Annotated in this window: 19 protein-coding genes; 8 read left to right on the forward strand and 11 right to left on the reverse strand. The window is 71.0% G+C overall.

The genetic code is table 11. From position 1 onward, the window contains the following. Positions 1-4 precede the first annotated feature (4 nt). From ACYU7L_RS04090 to ACYU7L_RS04100, 3 genes are all read right to left on the reverse strand, one after another. Entirely contained in the window at positions 5-1894 is a 1890-nt protein-coding gene (locus ACYU7L_RS04090; RefSeq protein ID WP_460793973.1) for a DEAD/DEAH box helicase, read from the reverse strand. A 100-nt stretch (positions 1895-1994) separates the two neighbouring features. Further along, on the reverse strand, positions 1995-3815 hold the full coding sequence (gene glmS / locus ACYU7L_RS04095; RefSeq protein WP_460793974.1) for a glutamine--fructose-6-phosphate transaminase (isomerizing): 1821 nt from the start codon (positions 3813-3815) through the stop codon (positions 1995-1997). Positions 3816-3893: 78 nt separating this feature from the next. Then, positions 3894-4166: a hypothetical protein gene (locus ACYU7L_RS04100; protein ID WP_460793975.1), complete on the reverse strand. Its 273-nt coding sequence runs from the start codon at positions 4164-4166 to the stop codon at positions 3894-3896. 170 nt (positions 4167-4336) lie between these two features. On the opposite strand from ACYU7L_RS04100, the gene ACYU7L_RS04105 reads away from it, so the two are divergent. Together ACYU7L_RS04105 and ACYU7L_RS04110 are read left to right on the forward strand one after the other, a co-directional pair. Next, positions 4337-4942 (forward strand): YceI family protein, encoded by a 606-nt coding sequence (locus tag ACYU7L_RS04105; RefSeq protein ID WP_460793976.1) that lies wholly within the window; start codon positions 4337-4339, stop codon positions 4940-4942. A gap of 77 nt (positions 4943-5019) precedes the next feature. Continuing rightward, on the forward strand, positions 5020-5955 hold the full coding sequence (locus tag ACYU7L_RS04110; RefSeq protein ID WP_460793977.1) for a GNAT family N-acetyltransferase: 936 nt from the start codon (positions 5020-5022) through the stop codon (positions 5953-5955). A 156-nt stretch (positions 5956-6111) separates the two neighbouring features. On the opposite strand, the gene ACYU7L_RS04115 is transcribed toward ACYU7L_RS04110, so the two are convergent. Genes ACYU7L_RS04115 through ACYU7L_RS04125 form a run of 3 tightly spaced genes read right to left on the reverse strand, consistent with a single transcriptional unit; the run spans position 6112 to position 9969 of the window. Then, positions 6112-6729, reverse strand: a complete 618-nt coding sequence (locus tag ACYU7L_RS04115) for a hypothetical protein (protein WP_460793978.1) — start codon at positions 6727-6729, stop codon at positions 6112-6114. Continuing rightward, positions 6726-7952 carry an acyl-CoA dehydrogenase family protein gene (locus tag ACYU7L_RS04120; RefSeq protein ID WP_460793979.1) on the reverse strand — a complete coding sequence of 409 codons (1227 nt, stop codon included), beginning with the start codon at positions 7950-7952 and terminating at the stop codon, positions 6726-6728. The genes ACYU7L_RS04115 and ACYU7L_RS04120 overlap by 4 nt, the downstream gene beginning before the upstream one ends. A gap of 34 nt (positions 7953-7986) precedes the next feature. Next, positions 7987-9969 (reverse strand): M3 family metallopeptidase, encoded by a 1983-nt coding sequence (locus ACYU7L_RS04125; RefSeq protein ID WP_460793980.1) that lies wholly within the window; start codon positions 9967-9969, stop codon positions 7987-7989. 60 nt (positions 9970-10029) lie between these two features. Here ACYU7L_RS04125 and ACYU7L_RS04130 point away from each other — a divergent pair, with 60 nt between their 5' ends. Continuing rightward, the gene (locus ACYU7L_RS04130) at positions 10030-11010 is read left to right on the forward strand and encodes an alpha/beta fold hydrolase (RefSeq protein WP_460793981.1); all 981 of its coding nucleotides are present in this window, start codon (positions 10030-10032) and stop codon (positions 11008-11010) included. Positions 11011-11061: 51 nt separating this feature from the next. Here ACYU7L_RS04130 and ACYU7L_RS04135 read toward each other — a convergent pair whose 3' ends face one another. The 5 genes from ACYU7L_RS04135 to trxA all read right to left on the reverse strand — a co-directional run bounded on the left by ACYU7L_RS04135 (position 11062) and on the right by trxA (position 13309). Next, positions 11062-11490 (reverse strand): SRPBCC family protein, encoded by a 429-nt coding sequence (locus tag ACYU7L_RS04135; RefSeq protein WP_460793982.1) that lies wholly within the window; start codon positions 11488-11490, stop codon positions 11062-11064. Between the two features lie 191 nt (positions 11491-11681). Next, a complete protein-coding gene (locus ACYU7L_RS04140) occupies positions 11682-12164 on the reverse strand; it encodes a glutathione peroxidase (RefSeq protein ID WP_460793983.1) in 483 nt (160 codons plus the stop codon). Positions 12165-12237: 73 nt separating this feature from the next. Continuing rightward, positions 12238-12501 carry a metal-sensitive transcriptional regulator gene (locus ACYU7L_RS04145; RefSeq protein WP_460793984.1) on the reverse strand — a complete coding sequence of 88 codons (264 nt, stop codon included), beginning with the start codon at positions 12499-12501 and terminating at the stop codon, positions 12238-12240. Beyond that, on the reverse strand, positions 12501-12920 hold the full coding sequence (locus tag ACYU7L_RS04150; RefSeq protein ID WP_460793985.1) for a DUF302 domain-containing protein: 420 nt from the start codon (positions 12918-12920) through the stop codon (positions 12501-12503). The genes ACYU7L_RS04145 and ACYU7L_RS04150 overlap by 1 nt, the downstream gene beginning before the upstream one ends. Next, positions 12920-13309, reverse strand: a complete 390-nt coding sequence (gene trxA / locus ACYU7L_RS04155) for a thioredoxin (RefSeq protein WP_460793986.1) — start codon at positions 13307-13309, stop codon at positions 12920-12922. The genes ACYU7L_RS04150 and trxA overlap by 1 nt, the downstream gene beginning before the upstream one ends. A gap of 130 nt (positions 13310-13439) precedes the next feature. Between trxA and ACYU7L_RS04160 the strand changes: the two genes are divergently transcribed. From ACYU7L_RS04160 to ACYU7L_RS04180, 5 genes are all read left to right on the forward strand, one after another. Beyond that, entirely contained in the window at positions 13440-13760 is a 321-nt protein-coding gene (locus ACYU7L_RS04160) for a rhodanese-like domain-containing protein (protein WP_460793987.1), read from the forward strand. Next, positions 13757-15181, forward strand: coding sequence for an MBL fold metallo-hydrolase (locus ACYU7L_RS04165; protein ID WP_460793989.1), 1425 nt, complete (start codon positions 13757-13759; stop codon positions 15179-15181). Before ACYU7L_RS04160 ends, ACYU7L_RS04165 begins: the two co-directional genes overlap by 4 nt. Then, complete coding sequence (locus ACYU7L_RS04170) at positions 15178-16026, forward strand: sulfite exporter TauE/SafE family protein (protein ID WP_460793990.1); 849 nt, start codon at positions 15178-15180, stop codon at positions 16024-16026. The genes ACYU7L_RS04165 and ACYU7L_RS04170 overlap by 4 nt, the downstream gene beginning before the upstream one ends. A gap of 75 nt (positions 16027-16101) precedes the next feature. Then, positions 16102-18270, forward strand: coding sequence for an MMPL family transporter (locus ACYU7L_RS04175; RefSeq protein WP_460793991.1), 2169 nt, complete (start codon positions 16102-16104; stop codon positions 18268-18270). A gap of 51 nt (positions 18271-18321) precedes the next feature. Then, positions 18322-18489, forward strand: a complete 168-nt coding sequence (locus ACYU7L_RS04180; protein WP_460793992.1) for a hypothetical protein — start codon at positions 18322-18324, stop codon at positions 18487-18489. Positions 18490-18591: the final 102 nt, after the last annotated feature.

The raw sequence follows: 18591 nt of genomic DNA on the forward strand, positions 1-18591 counted from the left end.
GCGCTCAGCCGTCGGTCTTGCGGGTGCGCGGCTTCTTCTCGTAGCCACCCTGACCGCGGTGCGGCTTGCGGTCGTCCTTGCCCTGGTAGCCGCCCGACGAGCGGCCCCCCTGGTAGCCGCCGGAGCCCCCGGAGTTACCGCGCGAGGGACCGTTGTCCTTGGTCAGCTCGATCAGCTTGCCGGAGATGCGCGTGCCGGCGAGCTTCTCCATGCTGCCCGGGGGCAGCTCGGCGGGGAGCTCGACGAGGGAGAAGTCGCCCTTGATGTCGATGTGGCCGAAGTCGTTGCGCCCGAGGTTGCCCTCGTTGGCGATCGCGCCGACGATCTGGCGCGGCTCGACCTTGTGGCGCTTGCCCACGGCGATGCGGTACGTCGCCATCGCGACGTCGGTGCGTCCGCGCGGCTTGCGCGGGCCCTTGTCAGGACGGCCACGGTCGCCGCTGGGGGCGCGGTCGTCCCACGTCGACTCGGTGCGGATCGGGCGGACCTTCTCCGGGTCGAGCAGCAGCGGCTCGTCGCCCTGCATGACCACGGCGAGCGCCGCGGCCACGTCGACCTCGGGCACGTCGAACTCACGCACGTAGTGGGCGACGACGTCGCGGAACTTGTCGATCTGGTCGGTGTCGGCCAGGGCAGCGGTGATGCCCTCGTCGAAGCGCGCGAGGCGGGTCTGGTTGACGTCCTCGACGCTCGGCAGCTGCATCTGGGTCAGCGGCTGACGGGTCGCCTTCTCGATGTGCTTGAGCAGGTGACGCTCACGCGGGGTGATGAAGGAGATCGCGTCGCCCTTGCGCCCCGCGCGGCCGGTGCGGCCGATGCGGTGGACGTAGGACTCGGTGTCGGTGGGGATGTCGTAGTTGACGACGTGGCTGATCCGCTCGACGTCGAGCCCGCGGGCGGCGACGTCGGTGGCGACGAGGATGTCGAGCTTGCCGGCCTTGAGCTGGTTGACGGTGCGCTCGCGCACGGCCTGCGGCACGTCGCCGTTGATGGCGGTGGCGGAGAAGCCGCGCGCACGCAGCCGCTCGGCCAGCGACTCGGTCTCGTGCTTGGTGCGCACGAAGATGATCATCCCCTCGAAGTTCTCGACCTCGAGGATGCGGGTGAGCGCGTCGACCTTCTGGGGGTAGGACACCATCAGGTAGCGCTGGGTGATGTTGGCGGCCGTCGCGGTCTTGTTCTTGACCGTGATCTCGGCGGGGTCGTTGAGGTACTTCTTCGAGATGCGGCGGATCTGCGCCGGCATCGTCGCGGAGAAGAGCGCGACCTGCTTGGAGTCGGGGGTGTCGGCGAGGATCGTCTCGACGTCCTCGGCGAAGCCCATGTTGAGCATCTCGTCGGCCTCGTCGAGCACGAGGAACCGCAGCTCGGTGAGGTCGAGGGTGCCCTTGTCGAGGTGGTCCATGATCCGACCGGGCGTGCCGACGACGATGTGGACGCCGCGGCGCAGCGCGCTGAGCTGCACGCCGTACCCCTGGCCGCCGTAGACGGGCAGGACGTGGACGCCCTTCGTGTGCGCGGCGTACTTCTCGAACGCCTCGCAGACCTGCAGCGCGAGCTCACGCGTCGGCGCGAGCACCAGCGCCTGGACGGACTTCTGCTTGATGTCGAGCTGCGACAGGATCGGGAGCGCGAACGCGGCCGTCTTGCCGGTGCCGGTCTGCGCCAGGCCGACCACGTCGCGGCCCTCGAGCAGCGGCGGGATCGTCGCGGCCTGGATCGGCGAGGGCGTCTCGTAGCCGACGTCCGAGAGGACCTTGAGGATCTTGTCGCCGAGACCGAGGTCGGCGAAGGTCGGGCCTTGCGGAGCGGCCTCAGCCGCCCGCTGCTCGGTAGTGGTGGCCGAGCCGAGGTCGTTCTCGTCGGTGTTCGCCTGCTGGTCCGCGTCGCTCATAGGTCACCACGGTATCGCGGTCGCGCCACGCCGGCCCATTCGTGAGCGGCGCGACTCCGGTCACGCCGGGTCGCGCCGCTCCGCACGGGGCTGCTGATCCCTACTCAACCGTGACCGACTTGGCCAGGTTGCGCGGCTTGTCGATGTCGTGGCCCAGGTGCAGCGCCGCGTGGTAGGCGAGCAGCTGCAGCGGGATCGTGAGCAGGATCGGGTCGAGCTCCGGCTCGTTGCGGGGTACGTCGATGCGCGCGACGTCGAGGTCGCCGAGGTCGACGCCGGGGTGGGTCACCACGACCAGGGGGCCACCACGCGCGGCGATCTCGTTGAGCGCCGCGACGTTGCGCTCGGCCAGCTCGTCGTGCGGGACGATCGCGACCGTCGGGAGCTCGGGGGCGATCAGCGCCAGGGGGCCGTGCTTGAGCTCGGAGGTCGGGTAGGCCTCCGCGTGGCGGTAGGAGATCTCCTTGAACTTCTGCGCCCCCTCGCGCGCCACCGGATAGCCGCGCACGCGGCCTACGAAGAAGAGGCTCTCGGCGTCGGCGAGCTGCTGGGCCACCGGCACCAGCGCCTCCTCCCCGGCGAGGATCTCCTCGATCTGGGCGGGGATCCGCTCCAGCCCGGCGATCAGCCGCTGGCCGTCGGCGATCGAGAGGTCGCGGACCCGGCCCAGCTGCAGCGCCAGCAGCGAGAAGCCGAGGAACATGTTGGTGAGCGCCTTGGTCGAGGCGACCGCCACCTCCGGGCCGGCGTGGAGGTAGATCCCGCCGTCGCACTGGCGCGCGATGGCGCTGCCCACGACGTTGACCAGCCCGATGACGCGACCGCCCTTGCGCTGGATCTCCTGGACGGCGAGCAGGGTGTCGACGGTCTCGCCGGACTGGCTCACCGCGACGTACAGCGTGTCGGGCTCGATGACCGGGTTGCGGTAGCGGAACTCGCTGGCCGGCTCCGCGTCGGCGGGGATCCGGGCCAGCTCCTCGAGCAGCGAGGCGCCCATCTGACCGACGTAGTAGGCCGAGCCGCAGCCGAGGATCTTGACCCGGTTGATCGCGCGGGTGTCGCGCACGTCCATCCGCAGCCCGCCCAGGTGCGCCGTACCGAAGCGCTCGACGAGGCGTCCGCGCAGCATCCGCTCGGCGGTGCCGGGCTGCTCGTGGATCTCCTTGCGCATGTACGACGCGTGCTCGCCGGCCTCGTAGGCCTCCGGGTCGATGTCGAGCGTCGTGGCCGTCTTGCCGGTGGAGCTGAGGTCCTGGCGGAAGGTCGTGAACCCGGTGGCGGTGACGGTGGCCATCTCGCCGTCGTCGAGGTGGGCCACGGTCGTGGTGTAGCGGACCAGGGCGGCGAGGTCGGAGGCGATGTGCATCTCCTTGTCGCCCACCCCGATGATCAGCGGGCTGCCGTTGCGGGCGACCACGATCCGGTCGGGGAAGTCCGCGTGCACCACCGCGATCCCGTAGGTGCCCTCGACGACGGCGAGCGCGTCGCGCACCCGACCCTCGAGGGTCTCGGCGGTGGAGCGGGCGATGAGGTGGGAGAGCACCTCGGTGTCAGTGTCGGAGACCAGGTCGACGCCGTCGTCGGCGAGCTGGCGGCGCAGAGCGCTGGCGTTGTCGATGATGCCGTTGTGCACCACCGCGACGTCGCCCTTGGCGTCGGTGTGGGGGTGCGCGTTGCCGTCGGTGGCCGGTCCGTGCGTGGCCCAACGGGTGTGGCCGATCGCCACCTTGCCGGCGAAGCGCTTGGGCAGGGAGTCGGCGAGGTCGCGCACCCGGCCGGCGCGCTTGGCCACCCGGAGTCCGGACGTCGAGAGGACGGCGACGCCGGCCGAGTCATAGCCCCGGTGCTCCAGACGGGCGAGTCCGTCGATGATCAGCGGCGCTGCCTGCTGGGTGCCGATGTATCCGACGATTCCGCACATGGTTGGTCTCCTTGGTGTTCGGCCGAGATTGTTCGGCCGAGATTGTTCGCCGGGGTCGTTCGGCCGGGGTCGTTCGGGTCAGCCGTAGACGATCCGGCGCAGTTGGCGCTGGCTGAGGGCAGGTGCTGCGACCACGCGATGGGTGAGCTCGTCGGCGATCCGGGCGAAGATCTCGTCGTTCTTCGCCCCGAAGGTCTTCAGGTGGGCGTGCCGGCGCCGGACGAAGTCCTCGAGGGGCTCGGCGTAGAACGCGACGACGTCCTCGACGACCCGAGCAGCCTCGGCGGGCTCCAACCCCGTCGTCGCCACGACGTGCGCGACGAGGGCCGGCGGGGTACTGGAAGCGGGCACGGGCATGACGATGCTCCTGCACTGGCGGCATCGGCAAGTTCCTGCCCGAAATCGGGCAGGAGAACTCACTTCCAGAAATTCTCGCCGCGGGGGGAATGTTCCACGCAGACCTCTGGTTCACTACTCCAAGCAGGTAGTTCAAAGTTCAACCAATCACCCAGGGAGAAACCATGAGCATCTTCAGCCGCAAGTCCGACAAGGTCGCCACCGAGGCCACGTTCGACGCCGGGACCAGCGCGATCACCGACCTCACCGGCGACTACGCCATCGACCCCAGCCACACGCGCCTCGGCTTCTCCGCCCGCCACGCGATGGTGACGACGGTCCGCGGCTCCTTCAAGGAGTTCGAGGGCACCGCCCACATCGACGGCACCAACCCCTCCGCGTCGTCGGTCACCCTGAAGATCAACGTCGCCTCGGTCGACACCGGCACCGCCGACCGTGACGGCCACCTCGTCTCCGCCGACTTCTTCGACGTGGAGAACTACCCCCACATGACCTTCACCTCGACCGCGGTCGAGCGCGACGGCGACGACTGGGCCGTCACCGGCGACCTGACCATCAAGGACGCGACCAAGCCCGTCACGATCGTCTTCGAGCAGACCGGCTCGGCCAAGGACCCCTTCGGCAACGTGCGCGTCGGCTTCGAGGGCGCCGTCGCCGTCAACCGCAAGGACTGGGGCCTGACCTGGAACGCCGCGCTCGAGACCGGCGGCGTGCTCGTCTCCGACAAGATCAAGCTCGAGTTCGACGTCTCGGCGATCAAGAGCGCCTGAGTCTCCTAGCTCCCCCTGCTGACGGGCCCCCGGATAATCCGGGGGCCCGTCGGCGTTCGATGCGCTTCACTGCTCTCATGAGCGGCGCATCTCTCCCCGATCTCCATCTGGCGGTCCTCGACCTCCCCGCCGGACTGACCCAACGGCCGATGCGTCTCGAGGACGCGGCGATCGTGACCGCGCTGCTCGTGGCCGAGGAGATGCACGACCTCGGCGTGGCGGTCCTCGACGAGGCCGACGTGGTCAGCGACTGGCAGCGCCCCAGCCACGACCTGGCCTCGTCCACCGTCGGGGTGTTCGACGGCGACGACCTGGTGGCGTGCGCCGAGCTCAGCGGCCCGGACCGCGCCACCGTCGGCGTCCACCCGTCCCATCGCGGTCGAGGCATCGGGACCTGCCTGGCCGACTGGGTCCAGCGGCGAGCGCGTGCCGGCGGCTCCGACGTCGTCGGCATGCCGGTGCCGCAGGGCTCGCCCGGCGACCAGCTGCTCGCCTCGCTGGGCTTCCATGTCCGCTGGACCAGCTGGGTCCTCGAGCTGCCCGCGGGGCGGGTCGTCGAGGCGCAGCCGCTGCCCGAGGGGTACGGCGTGCGCGAGGCGGCCGCCGACGAGCACCCGGCGGTATGGACGGTCGTCGAGGACGCGTTCTTGGAGTGGGCCTCGCGCTCTCGGCAGAGCTACGACGACTTCGCCGCCCAGGTGATGCGGCGCCCCGGCTTCGAGCCGTGGAACCTCCGCGTGGTCACCGACCCCGCCGGCGACGTCGTAGGAGCGGCGTTCGTGCTGCTCTCCGAGGGCTGCGGCTTCATCGACCGGCTCGCCGTACGCTCCGACCAGCGGGGCCGCGGCCTCGCCCGGGCCCTGCTCGCCGACTCCTTCGCCGCCGCCCGCGCCCACGGCGCCACCCGATCGGAGCTCTCCACCGACTCCCGCACCGGCGCCCTCGGCCTCTACGAGAGGGTCGGCATGGAGGTCACCTCCACCTGGGTCAACCGCGCCATCCACCTCCAGTAACCCCACACCGCCCAGTCGGCGCATCTTCACCGCCCACTCGGCGCATCTTCACAGCCGAGTCGGCGCATCTTCACAGGGCTCACAGCTGGGGCGTCAACTTGCGCCGACTCGGCGGTCAACTTGCGCCGACTCGGCGGTGAAGTTGCGCCGACTCGGCTAGGGGAGGGTGTCGACGGTGGTGACCACGGTGGTGACGGCAGGGCGCTTCGGGGTGGAGGAGAAGCCGAAGCGGCAGGGCGGGTCGACCGGAGCGAGGGCCCCGAGAGCCTCTCCGTCGAAGGCGCCGCTGATCGCGGTCACCGCGCGGGCGTCGGTCGCGCCGTACCACTCGCGGCGCCCGGCGAGCGCCGTACCGCGGGTGCGGACGCCGCGCAGCACCACGCGGGCGATCGGGTCGGTGAGGGTGCAGAAGAGCGGGCTCGCGGCGAGCGGACGGGGTACGACGCGCAGCAGGCGGCCGAGTGCCGTGCGGTGACCGAGCACGAGGTCCAACACCAGCGACGGCGAGCGGACCTGCCACCCGGCACCGCTGACGGACACCTCGAACGGCTCGATCCGGGTCTCGTCGAACTCGTAGGTCCCGGCGATGAAGTCGCGCACGTCGACGCTGGGCGCAAGCAGCACCCGGTGACCGGCGGCCGTCTCGACCATCGCATCGGAGAACGGCCCGTAGGGCGTGCTCGGCCAGTGCCCCACCACCACCCGGGTCCCGCTGACGCTCCCGACACCGGCAATGAGGCCGTCGAAGCGCTGCCGGGCGGTCGACCGACTCACCGGATGGGCGCGCCCGAGATCGCCCGCGCGATGACGAGGCGCTGGATCTCGGAGGTGCCCTCGAAGATCGTGTAGATCCGGGCGTCGCGGGCCATCCGCTCGACCGGGTACTCACGCGTGTAGCCGTTGCCGCCGAGGATCTGCATCGCCTGGCCGGTCACCTTCACGGCCGTCTCGCCGGCGTACAGCTTGGACATCGAGCCCTCCGCGGCGGTGAACCTCTGGCCTGTGCTCGCCATCCACGCCGCCCGCCAGACCAGCAGCCGCGCGGCCTCGATCGACGTCGCCATGTCGGCGAGGGTGAACGCGATCGCCTGGTTCTCGATGATCGGCTTGCCGAACTGCTCGCGGGTCTTCGCATACTCCAACGCGACCTCGTAGGCCGCCCGCGCGATCCCGATCGCCTGCGCCCCCACCGCCGGACGCGTCCGTTCGAAGGTCGCCATCGACGGCTGGCCCTTCGAGCGAGCGCCCTCGCGGGCCTTCGCCAACCGCGCGTCGAGCCGCTCCTTGCCACCGAGCAGGCAGCTGCCGGGCACACGCACGTCGTCGAGCACGACCTCGGCGGTGTGCGAGGCGCGGATCCCGTGCTTGAGGAACTTCTGGCCCTGGGCGAGCCCCTTCGTCCCCGGCGGTACGACGAAGCTGGCCTGGCCGCGGGTGCGCAGCTCGGGGTCGACCACGCAGGTCACGACGTGGACGTCGGCCAGCCCGCCGTTGGTCGCCCAGGTCTTGGTGCCGGTCAGAACCCACTCGTCGCTCGCCTCGTCGTACGTCGCGCGGGTGCGCATCGCGCCCACGTCCGAGCCGGCGTCGGGCTCCGAGGAGCAGAACGCCGCGATCTTCAGGTCGCCGGGCGTGCCGAACATCTGCGGCACCCACTCGCCGACCTGCTCCGGGGTGCCGTTGGAGCTGACCGCTGCGGCCGCGAGCGCCGTGCCGACGATGGACAGGCCGATGCCGGCGTCGCCCCAGAAGAGCTCCTCCATCGCCACGGGGATGCCGAGGCCGGTCTCGTCGAAGCTCTGGGTGGCGAAGAAGTCGAGGGAGTAGAGCCCGATCTTCGCGGCCTCCTCGAGCACCGGCCACGGGAACTCCTCGCGCTCGTCCCACTCGGGGGCTGCGGGACGGACGACGTCGCGGGCGAAGGCGTGCACCCAGTCGCGCAGGTCGAGGTGGTCCTGGGTGAGGCCGAACGAGGGGACGGGCGAGGGAGTGGTCACGGCGCCGATGCTACGGGCGCGTCCGCCGCGCCGGTCACGACCGCGCCAGCCACGCGGCGTACGCCTCGAACGTGTAGGGCCGGCCCAGGAAGTCCTCGACGAGGTCGGCCGCGTCGCGGCTGCCGCCCGGCACCAGCACCCGGTCGCGGTAGCGCGTCGCGACCTCGGCGGCGAACAGGTCGCCCTCGTCGAAGGCGCTGAACAGGTCCTTCGCGATCACCTGCGACCACGCGTAGGTGTAGTAGCCCGACGAGTAGCCGCCCAGGTGGCCGAAGCTCGCGAACATGTGGGTGTCGTCGATGTAGGGGAAGACCGAGTAGCGCTCCTGCAGCTCGCGCATCGCCGCGGTCAGGTCGTCGGGGCGATCCTGGTGGAACCAGTAGGACATCGCGGCGTAGAACATCTGCGTGCGCGCGTGGTAGCCCTTGCCGAAGTCGTCGGCGCGGCGCATCCGCTCCACCAGGTCGGCCGGGATCGGCTGCCCGTCGGCGTCGGTGGCGAAGCTGCCCAGGATCTCGGGGTCCCAGGCCCACTCCTCGAGCATCTGGCTCGGCGCCTCCACGAAGTCCCACTCGGTGGCGACGCCCGAGAAGCGCGTCCAGGCCGCCCGCCCGGCGAGCACGTGGTGGAGCAGGTGGCCGAACTCGTGGAAGAGCGTGACGACCTGGTCGTGCTCCATCAGCGAGCGGGAGAAGTTGCAGACCAGGACGCCCTCGGGGAGCTGGCGACCGGCCAGGCCCTCGGCGAGCGAGAACTGGGCGGCGTGCTTGTACTTGCCCTCGCGCGGGTGCAGGTCGAGGTGGATCCGTCCCAGCGACGTGTCCGGATCGGCGAGCGCGGGGTCGGTGGCGAAGACGTCGTACGTCGCGACGTCCGGGTGCCAGGTCACGGCGTCGACCGGCTCGTAGCGCAGGCCGAAGAGCCGGCCGGTCACCTCCAGCAGGCCCCGGCGCACCTTGTCGGAGGCGAAGAACGTGCGCACCAGCCGGGCGTCCACGTCGAGCTGCTCGCGGCGCACGGCCTCCTCGTAGAACGCCAGGTCGGCGGTGTCGATCGCGTCCGCGTCCGGCGCGTCATGGCGCAGCCGGGTGAGCAGGACCTCGAGGTCACGCTGGGCGGGCTCCAGCGCGGCGCCTGCGATCCGGTCGACGAAGGCCGGGATCGAGGCGCCGGACTTGATCATCTTCACGTCGGCGTCGAAGTCGGCCCAGTCGGAGTAGCCGACGAGCTCGGCGCGCTCCTGGCGCAGGGCGAACATCTCGCGCAGAAGCGGCTCGGTGGCCGGCCAGCCGCGGTTGAGGAAGGCGCGCGTCAGCTCGCGTCGTACTCCGGCGTCGGTGCAGAACGTGCGCACCGGGATCGCGTCGGGATAGTCGGTGGTGACCGTGATCAGGCCGTCGTCGTCGGCCGGGTGCGCCTCGAGCCAGTCCTGCGGCATCGCCGCGAGCTGCTCGGCGCGGACCCGGACCGTGCGCACGTCGTCGCGGATCGCCTTGCTGAACTGCTGGCCGACGTCGGTGAGCCGCTCGTTGACCTCGGTGATCCGCGCCCGGGTGGCGTCGTCGCGGTCGACCCCGGCGCGGCGGAAGTCGGCGAGGGTCTTGGCGAGCAGCCGGGAAGCCTGCCCGGTCGGGTCCTTCTCCGCCAGCTCCGCCGGATCGAGCGCGGCCAGGACGTCGTGCAGCAGCCGGTCGAGGCCGAGCTCGGTGTGCAGCCGGTCGACCTCCTGCTCCGCGACCTCGGCGCGGTCGCGGACGGCCTCCAGCGGATGGACGTTGCTCAGCAGGGAGCCGATCGCCGCCACGTTGCTCAGGGACCGGGACACCTCGTCCCAGAGCTGCAGCGTCTCGAGCGCTCCGGTCGGCGGGCCCGAGCGCAGCTGGTCCGCGAGCCTGCGTGCCGTCGCGAGGCCGTCGCGGGCGAACGCGTCGAGCCAGTCGAGGGTCGCGTCGGGGACGGGCAGCTGCAGCGGGGCCGGGTTCGATGCAGGGGAGTTCGACGCAGAAGAGAAGGTCACGGATCCACCCTAGGAGGGACCACCGACGGCCGGGCCCTTCGAAGAGCTAGGGTCCCTCGGATGGACCTCGAGCACCGGATCGTGGACAACGCCGGCGTCCGGCTGCACGCCGTCTGCGCCGGATCGGGACCGGTCGTGCTGCTGCTGCACGGGTTCCCGGGACTGTCCTACAGCTGGCGCCACCAGCTGCGCTCCCTGTCGGAGGCAGGCTATCGCGCCGTGGCGCTGGACCAGCGTGGGTACGGCCGCTCCGACCGGTCGCCGGGCACCGCGTCGTACTCCTCGGCGGTGGTCGAGGCCGACCTGCTCGCCGTGCTCGACGACCAGGGGGCCGACGACGCAGTCGTGGTCGGGCAGGACTTCGGGTCCGCCTATGCCTGGAACCTCGCTCAGCGCCACCCCGAGCGGGTCCGCGCGGTGGCGGGGACGGTGCCGTGGGTGCCCGACACGACGCGCGACGAGCCTCCGTCGGTGCGCTTCGCGCGGGTGGCGGAGCAGCACTTCCTGCACCTGCACTACTTCCAGGCCGAGGGCGTCGCGGAGCGTGACCTGGGCGGGGAGGCGCTTCCGGAGTTCCTGCGGCGGCTGTTCTGGGCGCTCAGCGGGTCCGGCGACCTGCTGTCGGTGTTCGGGCACCCCTCGGCGGGCACGTCGTACCTCGAGGCGCTGCCGCCGGCCCCCGACCTGCCCTGGCCGTGGCTCGGCGCGGACGACTTCGCGACGTACGTCGAGGAGTATCGCCGCGCCGGGGCGGGGCTCGAGCTGGCCGGCGGACTCGGGTCCTACCGGTCGTACGACGCGGACTGGGCGCGCGCGCTGGAGTGGCTCGACGTGCCGATCCGGCAGCCGTCGCTGCTGGTGATGGGCGAGTCCGACCCGGTTCGCCACTTCGTCCCCCCGCGCGAGCTGGACCGGATGCGCGAGCGGATGCCGGGGCTCGTCGACATCGCCACGGTGCCCGGGGCCGGGCACTTCGTGCAGCAGGAGCAGCCGGCCGCCTTCGACGACGTGCTGCTGGGGTTCCTCGCTGCCGGTGGTTGAGGAGGTGGCCCAGCAACCGTCTCGACCCGGACGACGTCAGCCCAGAGGACGTCAGGCGAGCTCCGCCACGACGGCCTCCATCACCGCCCGCCAGTGGATCCGTTGGCGCGCACGCTCGTCCGCGTCGGCGAGCCGTTCCTGGTGGAGGACGAGCTTGGTTCGGTCGGGCTCGGCGCGGGACAGCGCCACCTGCACGATGCTCTCGTGGTCCCAGTCGCGCGGGCGCCAGGTCAGCCGGACCCGGTCGTAGGGGTGGAAGCTGCGGACCTCGCCGACCGTGCCGTCGTCCGTCTCATAGGCACGCCCCACCTCGTCCACGCTCCCCACGCCCTCACCCAGCCAGATCGCCAGCCCGGCCGGCGAGACGAGGAGGTCCCAGACCGGCTCGATCGGGTGGCCGAGCGTGCGTGAGACGCCGATCTGCCAGCCGGCGTCGCGGGTCCGGCCCACCTCCGGGTGCAGCGTCGGGGTGTCATCCATGGAGGCAGCGTAAGGACGGAGGCGGACAGGGTCGGTCCGCATCCGAGCATTCGCGCCGACTCGACCGCCGTACGACGTGCATTGGCGCCGACTCAGCCGGCGGCGGGTCGGTGACTAGCGGGTAGCTGGAGGTGTTCCTTCACGTGGTGCTTGCGATGCTCCAGTTACTTGCCGGTCACACTCGCGCCGACTCAGCCGGCGAGGGCCGCCTCGATGTCGGCGGCGATCTTCTCCGGCTTCGTGGTGGGGCTGTAGCGCTGGAGGACCCGCCCGTCGCGGCCGATGAGGAACTTGGTGAAGTTCCACTTGATCCGGTCACCGAGCAGGCCGCCCTTCTCCTCGCGCAGCCAGGCGAACAGCGGGTGGGCGCCCTCGCCGTTGACGTCGATCTTGTCGAACATCGGGAAGGTCACGCCGTAGTTGCGCTGGCAGTAGGCCCCGATCTCCTCGGCGTCGCGCGGCTCCTGGTTGGCGAACTGGTTGCACGGGAAGCCGAGCACGACGAGGCCCCGCTCGCGGAACTCGCCGTACAGCTTCTCCAGGCCCTCGAGCTGGGGGCTCAGTCCGCAGTTCGTGGCGGTGTTGACCACCAAGGCCACCTGCCCGTCGTAGTCACCCAGGGAGATCTCCTCCCCCGTCAGGCTGCGGGCCTGGAAGTCCTTGAGCAGCGGCACGAGCACTCCTGAGGGTCGGGGGCGTACGTCGAGAGTTCGACGCCACTGGGAGAACGGATGGGTGGCCGGGCGGTCACGCCAGCGAGAGGAAGAGCTTCTCCATCTTCTTCACGTCGACCCCGTCGATCCCGTCACCGGTCGTGAGGCACTGCTGCAGGCCGTTCGCGACGATCGCGAAGCCCGCCCGGTCGAGCGCCTTGGAGACCGCGGCGAGCTGGGTGACGACGTCCTCGCAGTCACGGCCCTCCTCCAGCATCCGCAGCACGCCGGCGAGCTGGCCCTGGGCGCGCTTGATGCGGTTGATGACCGGACCCATGTCGTCGGGGTCGAGCTCCATCAGTTCTCCTTCTCGGGGGCCGTGCCGGAGTTGAGCGCGGCGAGCGCTGCGGTGATCCGCTGCTTGGCGTCCGCGGCGACCTTGTGCAGGGCCTCGTTGTCCGCGAGCCCCATCATCGCGTCCGGGTCGAAGGCCTCGACCACCGAGGTCGTCTCGTCCAGGGACCGGACCACGACGTTGCAGGGCAGCACGGCGGCGATCGACGGCTCGGCCTGGATCGCCTCGTAGGCGAGCGGGGGCCGGCAGGCGCCGAGGATCACCTGCGGGGCGACGTCGACGTCGAGCTTCTTCTTCAGCGTCGCCTTGAGGTCGATCTCGGTCAGGATCCCGAAGCCCTGGTCGCCGAGCGCGGCGCGGACGGCCGCGACCGCCTCCTCGTAGGGAAGGTCCAGGGTGGTGGCGATGGTGTAGCTGCTCATCAGGCGCTCCTCTGCTTGTCGCCGGACTTGTCGTCGGATCGGGCGGACTCCAGTCTCGCAGCCTCGATGTCCAGCTCGCGGACGGCGGCGATGACCTGCTCCAGCGCGACGGCCGGGAGTGCGCCGGGCTGCGAGAAGACCAGCGAGCCGTCCTTGAACGCCATCAGCGTGGGGATCGAGGTGATCTGGGCCGCCGCGGCGAGCGCCTGCTCGGCCTCGGTGTCGACCTTCCCGAACACGACGTCGGGGTGCTTGGTCGACGCGGCCTCATAGACGGGCGCGAACTGGCGGCACGGGCCACACCAGGAGGCCCAGAAGTCCACCAGGACGATCTCGTTCCCGGTGATGGTCTCTTCGAAGTTCTCGGCGCCGAGCTCGATGGTGCTCATGTCTGCTCCTCAAAGCGGGTGTGGAAGCCTGCGGGAAGGATACCCCCAGGGGTGTTGTTGCGTTCAGCGTACATACCCCCTAGGGTATTCCTCAAGACCGCATCCCCACTCGAAAGGACAGCCACTTCAGATGAGTGAAACGACGCCAGAGATCGACGTCGATCAGCTCGCCGCCCGTCTCCACGAGGGCACGGTGGTGGACGTGCGCGAACGCTTCGAGTACGTCGTGGGCCACGTCCCCGGCGCGCTCCCGATCCCGATGGGGCAGTTGGCCGGCCGCATGGGCGACCTGCCGCGCGAGAAGCCGGTGTTCGTCATCTGCGCTTCCGGCAACCGCTCCAAGGCGATGACCGACCTGCTGCGCGCCTCGGGCTTCGAGGCCTGGTCGGTCGCCGGAGGCACCAACGACTGGGCCCGCTCGGGCCGCCCGATCGAAGGAGGTCAGGCATGACCCAGAACGACACGACCGAGACGACCCACGCGTCCGACTTCGACATCGTCGTCATCGACACCCCGACGCTGGGCGACCGCACCTACCTCGTGCACGACGGCGAGGTGGCGTTCGTGGTCGACCCGCAGCGCGACATCGACCGGGTCCTCGACCTGCTCGAGGCGCACGGGGTGCGACTCACCGACGTCTTCGAGACGCACATCCACAACGACTACGTGACCGGCGGCCTCGCCCTGGCCGAGCGCACCGGCGCGGCCTACCACGTCAACGGCGAGGACCCGGTCTCCTTCGAGCGGACCCCGATCCGCGACGGCGAGACCGTCGAGGTCGGCCCGCGGATGCGGGTGACCGCGCTGGCCACGCCCGGCCACACCTACACCCACCTGTCCTATGCCCTGACGGATGCCAGCAAGTCGCTCGACCAGTCGGTCGGCGTCTTCTCCGGCGGCTCGCTGCTCTTCGGCGCCACCGGCCGTCCCGACCTGCTCGGCCCGGACCACACCGACGCGCTGGTGCGCCACCAGCACGCCTCGGCGCACCGGCTCGCCGACCTGCTGCCCGACGAGGCAGAGCTCTTCCCCACCCACGGCTTCGGCTCGTTCTGCTCGGCCACCCAGTCCGACGCGACCGCGTCGACGATCGGCCAGGAGAAGACGGCCAACCCCGCCCTCACCCAGGACGAGGAGACCTACGTCCGCGAGCTGCTCGACGGGCTCGGGGCCTGGCCGACCTACTACGCCCACATGGCGCCCGCCAACGCCGCCGGCCCCTCGGAGCCCGACCTCTCGCCGCCGTCGCTGGCCGACGCCGACGAGCTGCGCAAACGGATCGAGGCCGGGGAGTGGGTCGTGGACCTGCGCAACCGCACGGCCTTCGCCGCCGGGCACGTCAAGGGCACGCTCAACTTCGGGCTCGACGGCGGCTTCGCGACGTACCTCGGCTGGCTGATCACCTGGGGCACCCCCGTGACCCTGCTCGGCGAGACACCCGAGGCCATCGCCGAGGCGCAGCGCGAGCTGGTCCGCATCGGGATCGACCGGCCGGCAGCGCACGCCACCGGGGGCCCCGAGGACTGGACGCACGACGAGCTGGCGAGCTTCCCCACCGCGAAGTTCGCCGACCTCGCCCAGGTGCTCCACCACCGGGAGGTCGTGATCCTTGACGTGCGCCGCACCGACGAGTACGACGCGGCGCGGATCGCGGGCGCGGTCAACATCCCCATCCACGAGCTCTCCCACCGGACCGACGAGGTCCCGGCGGGCGAGGTGTGGGTGCACTGCGCCGGCGGCTACCGCGCGTCGGTGGCCGCGTCCATCCTCGACGCCGCGGGCCGCACCCTGGTCGCGGTCGACGACTCCTTCGAGGAGGCGGAGAAGGTCGGCCTGCACCTCGTGGGGCCCGAGGCCGAGGGCAGCGCGTGACGCTGGTCGCCATCGCCCTCCTCGCGGGAGCGCTCATCGGCCTCAGCCTGGGCGCGCTCGGCGGGGGCGGCTCCATCCTCGCCGTCCCGGTCCTGGTCTACGCGCTCGACCAGAGCGCTGCCCAGGCCACCACGGGCTCGCTGGTCGTCGTCGGCGTCACCTCGCTGATCGGCGCCGCGACCGCCTACCGGGCGGGCAACGTCCTGCTCGGCCGGGGTGCCGCCTTCGGCCTGGTGGCCATCGGCGGCGCCGCGGTGGGGGCCAAGGCCTCGGCCCTGGTCTCCGACGATGTGCTTCTCGCCGCTTTCGCTGCGCTCATGCTCCTGATCGGGGGCATGATGGGAGTGCGGCAGCTACGTGCGTCGCGTGCCCCCGGATCCCGGGGCGGGGAAGAGGCCGCAGCGCCTCTGGAGCAACCCCGTGTGGACGACCCGATCATCACCTTCAGCCCGACGTTCATGTGTCATTGCCCGCGGGCCCTGAAGGTGCTGGTCACCGCCACGGCGGTCGGCCTGCTGACCGGGTTCCTCGGCGTGGGCGGCGGGTTCCTCGTCGTACCCGCCCTGTTCCTGGCCCTCGCCCTCCCGATGCGGTACGCCGCGGGGACGTCGCTGGTCGTCATCACGCTGACCAGCGCCTCCGCCCTCGCCGTCCGGGCCGGCGTGGGGGTCGCCCCCGACTGGGGCCTGGTCCTGGTCCTGACCGCGGCCTCCGCGGTCGGCGGCTTCCTCGGCGTCCGGCTCGCCGCCCGGATCGACACCACCCGCCTCGCGGCCGCGTTCACCGTCCTGGTGCTCGCCGTCGCGGTCTACACCGCGGCCCGGGCCTTCCCCGCCCTCCTCTGACTTCCCTCTCCCTGCCCGTTCTCCGCTCTTCCACTGCCCTTCCCCTGAGCAGCACTCACCAGAAAGAGACATGCCATGTCGTCGACGGCCATCCGCCACCACGCGGAACCACCTATCGACCCGACCATCGGATGGCGCCCCGGCCCCCTCGGCCGGCTCGGCGTCTGGGTCACCGAGCACCGCAAGTTCACGGCCATCGCCTGGCTGGTCGTGATCATCGGCCTGGGCATCTTCGCTCCCAAGGTCGAGCACAACCTCTCCGGCGCCGGCTGGCAGGCCAACGGCTCGGAGTCGGTCGAGGCGCGTGAGCTGGCCCAGGAGCGCTTCGGCGGCAACGCGAGCTCGGCCATCCAGGTCGTCGTCCACGACCCCAGCGGCTCCGTGACCGAGGGAGAGGGCGCCGCGGTGCTCGCCGAGGCCACCGAAATGCTCGGCGAGGACTCCCGGATCGCGGAGATCATCCAGCCGATGCCGGGTGCCACCCTCAGCCAGGACGGCAGCACCGCCATCCTGCTGGCGGGCGCCGGTGCCGACCCCAACGACATGGTCCGCGTCGCCAACGACCTGAAGGGGCCGCTCGAGGAGCTCTCGCGCGGTGACATCCAGGTCAACCCGACCGGCGCCTCGCTGCTCTGGTCGGACTTCAACGAGGCCAACCTCGAGGCGATGCTCAAGTCCGAGATGGTGTCGTGGCCGGTGACGCTGGCCATCCTCGTGCTGGCGTTCGGCGCCCTCGTCGCGGCCGGCCTGCCGCTGATCCTGACCCTCGCGGGTCTGGTGGCCTCAGCCGGCTCACTGGTGCTGATCAACGAGCTGATGCCGGTGTCGATCTGGGCGATGAACTTCGCGATGATGTTCGCGCTCGCCCTCGGCATCGACTACGCGCTGTTCCTGGTCGTCCGCTTCCGGGCGGCCCGGATGGGTCACCACGAGAACGCCCGGCAGGCGATCGCCGAGATGATGGACACCGCCGGCAAGGCCGTGCTGCTCTCCGGGGCCACGGTGCTGATCTCGCTGTCCGCGGTGATGATCGTGCCCTCGCCGTCGTTCCGCTCGATGGCCGGCGGGATCATGCTCTCGGTCATCTTCGTGCTGGCGGCGACGCTGACGCTGCTGCCGCTGGTGCTCTTCAAGCTGGACTACAAGATCAACAAGGGCGCGCTCAAGTGGGTGCACAGTGGGGAGCACCGCTCGCCGAAGTTCGCCGCCTGGGGCGAGAGGCTGTGGAAGCACCCGGTCGTGTGGGGCCTCGGCTCGCTGATCGTGCTGCTCGCGCTGGCCGCGCCGGTCATCGGCCTGAAGACGGCGATGCCCTCCATCAAGGTCCTGCCCGAGGACGCCAACGCCCGCATCGGCTACGACCAGGTCCAGAAGGCCTTCGGTGACGGAGCCCCCGGCACCCTCACCGTGGTGATGGACAAGGCCGACGCCGAGACCGCCGCCGCCGTGCTCACCCAGGACGCCGGGATCGCCGGTGCCATGCCCCCCATGCCCGCGATGGACGGCAGTGACTGGGTGATGATCCAGGCCGTCCCGACCGTCGACCCCTCCGACCCGGAGCTCGGCGAGACCGTCGACCGGCTCCGCGACGACCTGCCCTCCTCGGCACTGGTCGGTGGCGCACCGGTCGAGAACCTCGACCTGAAGAGCCAGCTCGACGAGTCCACGCCCATCGTGATCGGCGTCGTGCTCGCCCTGGGCTTCCTGCTGCTCCTCTTCGCGCTGCAGGCCCCGCTGATCTCGCTGCTCGGCACGCTGGTCAGCCTGCTGTCGACGGCCGCGGCGTTCGGTGTGGCGCGACTGGTCTTCCAGGAAGGTCACGGCGCCGGCTTCCTCGGCTTCGAGAGCCAGGGCTTCCTGGACGCCTGGGCGCCGGTGTTCTTCTTCGCGATGATCTTCGCGATCGCGATGGACTACACGGTCTTCCTGCTCGCCTCCGCCAAGGAGCACTGGGAGAAGTCCGGCGACGCCAAGGACGCCATGGTCGGGTCGCTGGCCCACTCCGGGCGCGTCATCTTCGCCGCCGGAGCGGTCATGGTCGCGGTGTTCTTCACCTTCGCCCTGTCCGGCCCGCTGCCGCCCAAGGAGATGGGCATCGTGCTCGGCGTCGCCGTGCTCCTGGACGCCTTCCTGGTCCGACTGGTCCTGCTGCCGGTGATGCTGCGCCTGACCGGTGCCGCCGCCTGGTGGTCCCCGGCCTGGCTGACCCGCATCCTGCCCAACGTCCGCTTCTCGCACGACTGATCCACCCTGCCCATCCCCTCCCCCGTTCACTGTCACTGAAGGAGACCCACCATGTGTAGAGCAACCACGTGTCGTACCTGCGGCAAGACCGGCTGGGCCGGCTGCGGCATGCACGTCGACCAGGTCCTGGCCGGCGTCCCGAAGTCCCAGCGCTGCCCCGGCCACCCCAAGGCCGAGCGCACCGGCGGCTTCATGAGCCGGCTCCTCGGCAAGGGCTGATCGGCCCACGCTGAACGGCACAGGCTGAACGGCACCGGCTGAGCAGCCCAGGCTGAACGGCACCGCGGGCGCCCGGACACTCGTTGTCCGGGCGCCCGCTGC

It is taken from the genome of Nocardioides pacificus, from assembly GCF_054775955.1.

Coding starts and splice junctions, on each gene's coding strand:
- ACYU7L_RS04090 (WP_460793973.1), bottom strand. CDS start 1,894: ATGAGCGACGCGGACCAGCAGGCGAACACCGACGAGAACGACCTCGGC.
- glmS (WP_460793974.1), bottom strand. CDS start 3,815: ATGTGCGGAATCGTCGGATACATCGGCACCCAGCAGGCAGCGCCGCTG.
- ACYU7L_RS04105 (WP_460793976.1), top strand. CDS start 4,337: ATGAGCATCTTCAGCCGCAAGTCCGACAAGGTCGCCACCGAGGCCACG.
- ACYU7L_RS04110 (WP_460793977.1), top strand. CDS start 5,020: ATGAGCGGCGCATCTCTCCCCGATCTCCATCTGGCGGTCCTCGACCTC.
- ACYU7L_RS04130 (WP_460793981.1), top strand. CDS start 10,030: ATGGACCTCGAGCACCGGATCGTGGACAACGCCGGCGTCCGGCTGCAC.
- ACYU7L_RS04135 (WP_460793982.1), bottom strand. CDS start 11,490: ATGGATGACACCCCGACGCTGCACCCGGAGGTGGGCCGGACCCGCGAC.
- ACYU7L_RS04145 (WP_460793984.1), bottom strand. CDS start 12,501: ATGGAGCTCGACCCCGACGACATGGGTCCGGTCATCAACCGCATCAAG.
- ACYU7L_RS04150 (WP_460793985.1), bottom strand. CDS start 12,920: ATGAGCAGCTACACCATCGCCACCACCCTGGACCTTCCCTACGAGGAG.
- trxA (WP_460793986.1), bottom strand. CDS start 13,309: ATGAGCACCATCGAGCTCGGCGCCGAGAACTTCGAAGAGACCATCACC.
- ACYU7L_RS04160 (WP_460793987.1), top strand. CDS start 13,440: ATGAGTGAAACGACGCCAGAGATCGACGTCGATCAGCTCGCCGCCCGT.
- ACYU7L_RS04165 (WP_460793989.1), top strand. CDS start 13,757: ATGACCCAGAACGACACGACCGAGACGACCCACGCGTCCGACTTCGAC.
- ACYU7L_RS04175 (WP_460793991.1), top strand. CDS start 16,102: ATGTCGTCGACGGCCATCCGCCACCACGCGGAACCACCTATCGACCCG.
- ACYU7L_RS04180 (WP_460793992.1), top strand. CDS start 18,322: ATGTGTAGAGCAACCACGTGTCGTACCTGCGGCAAGACCGGCTGGGCC.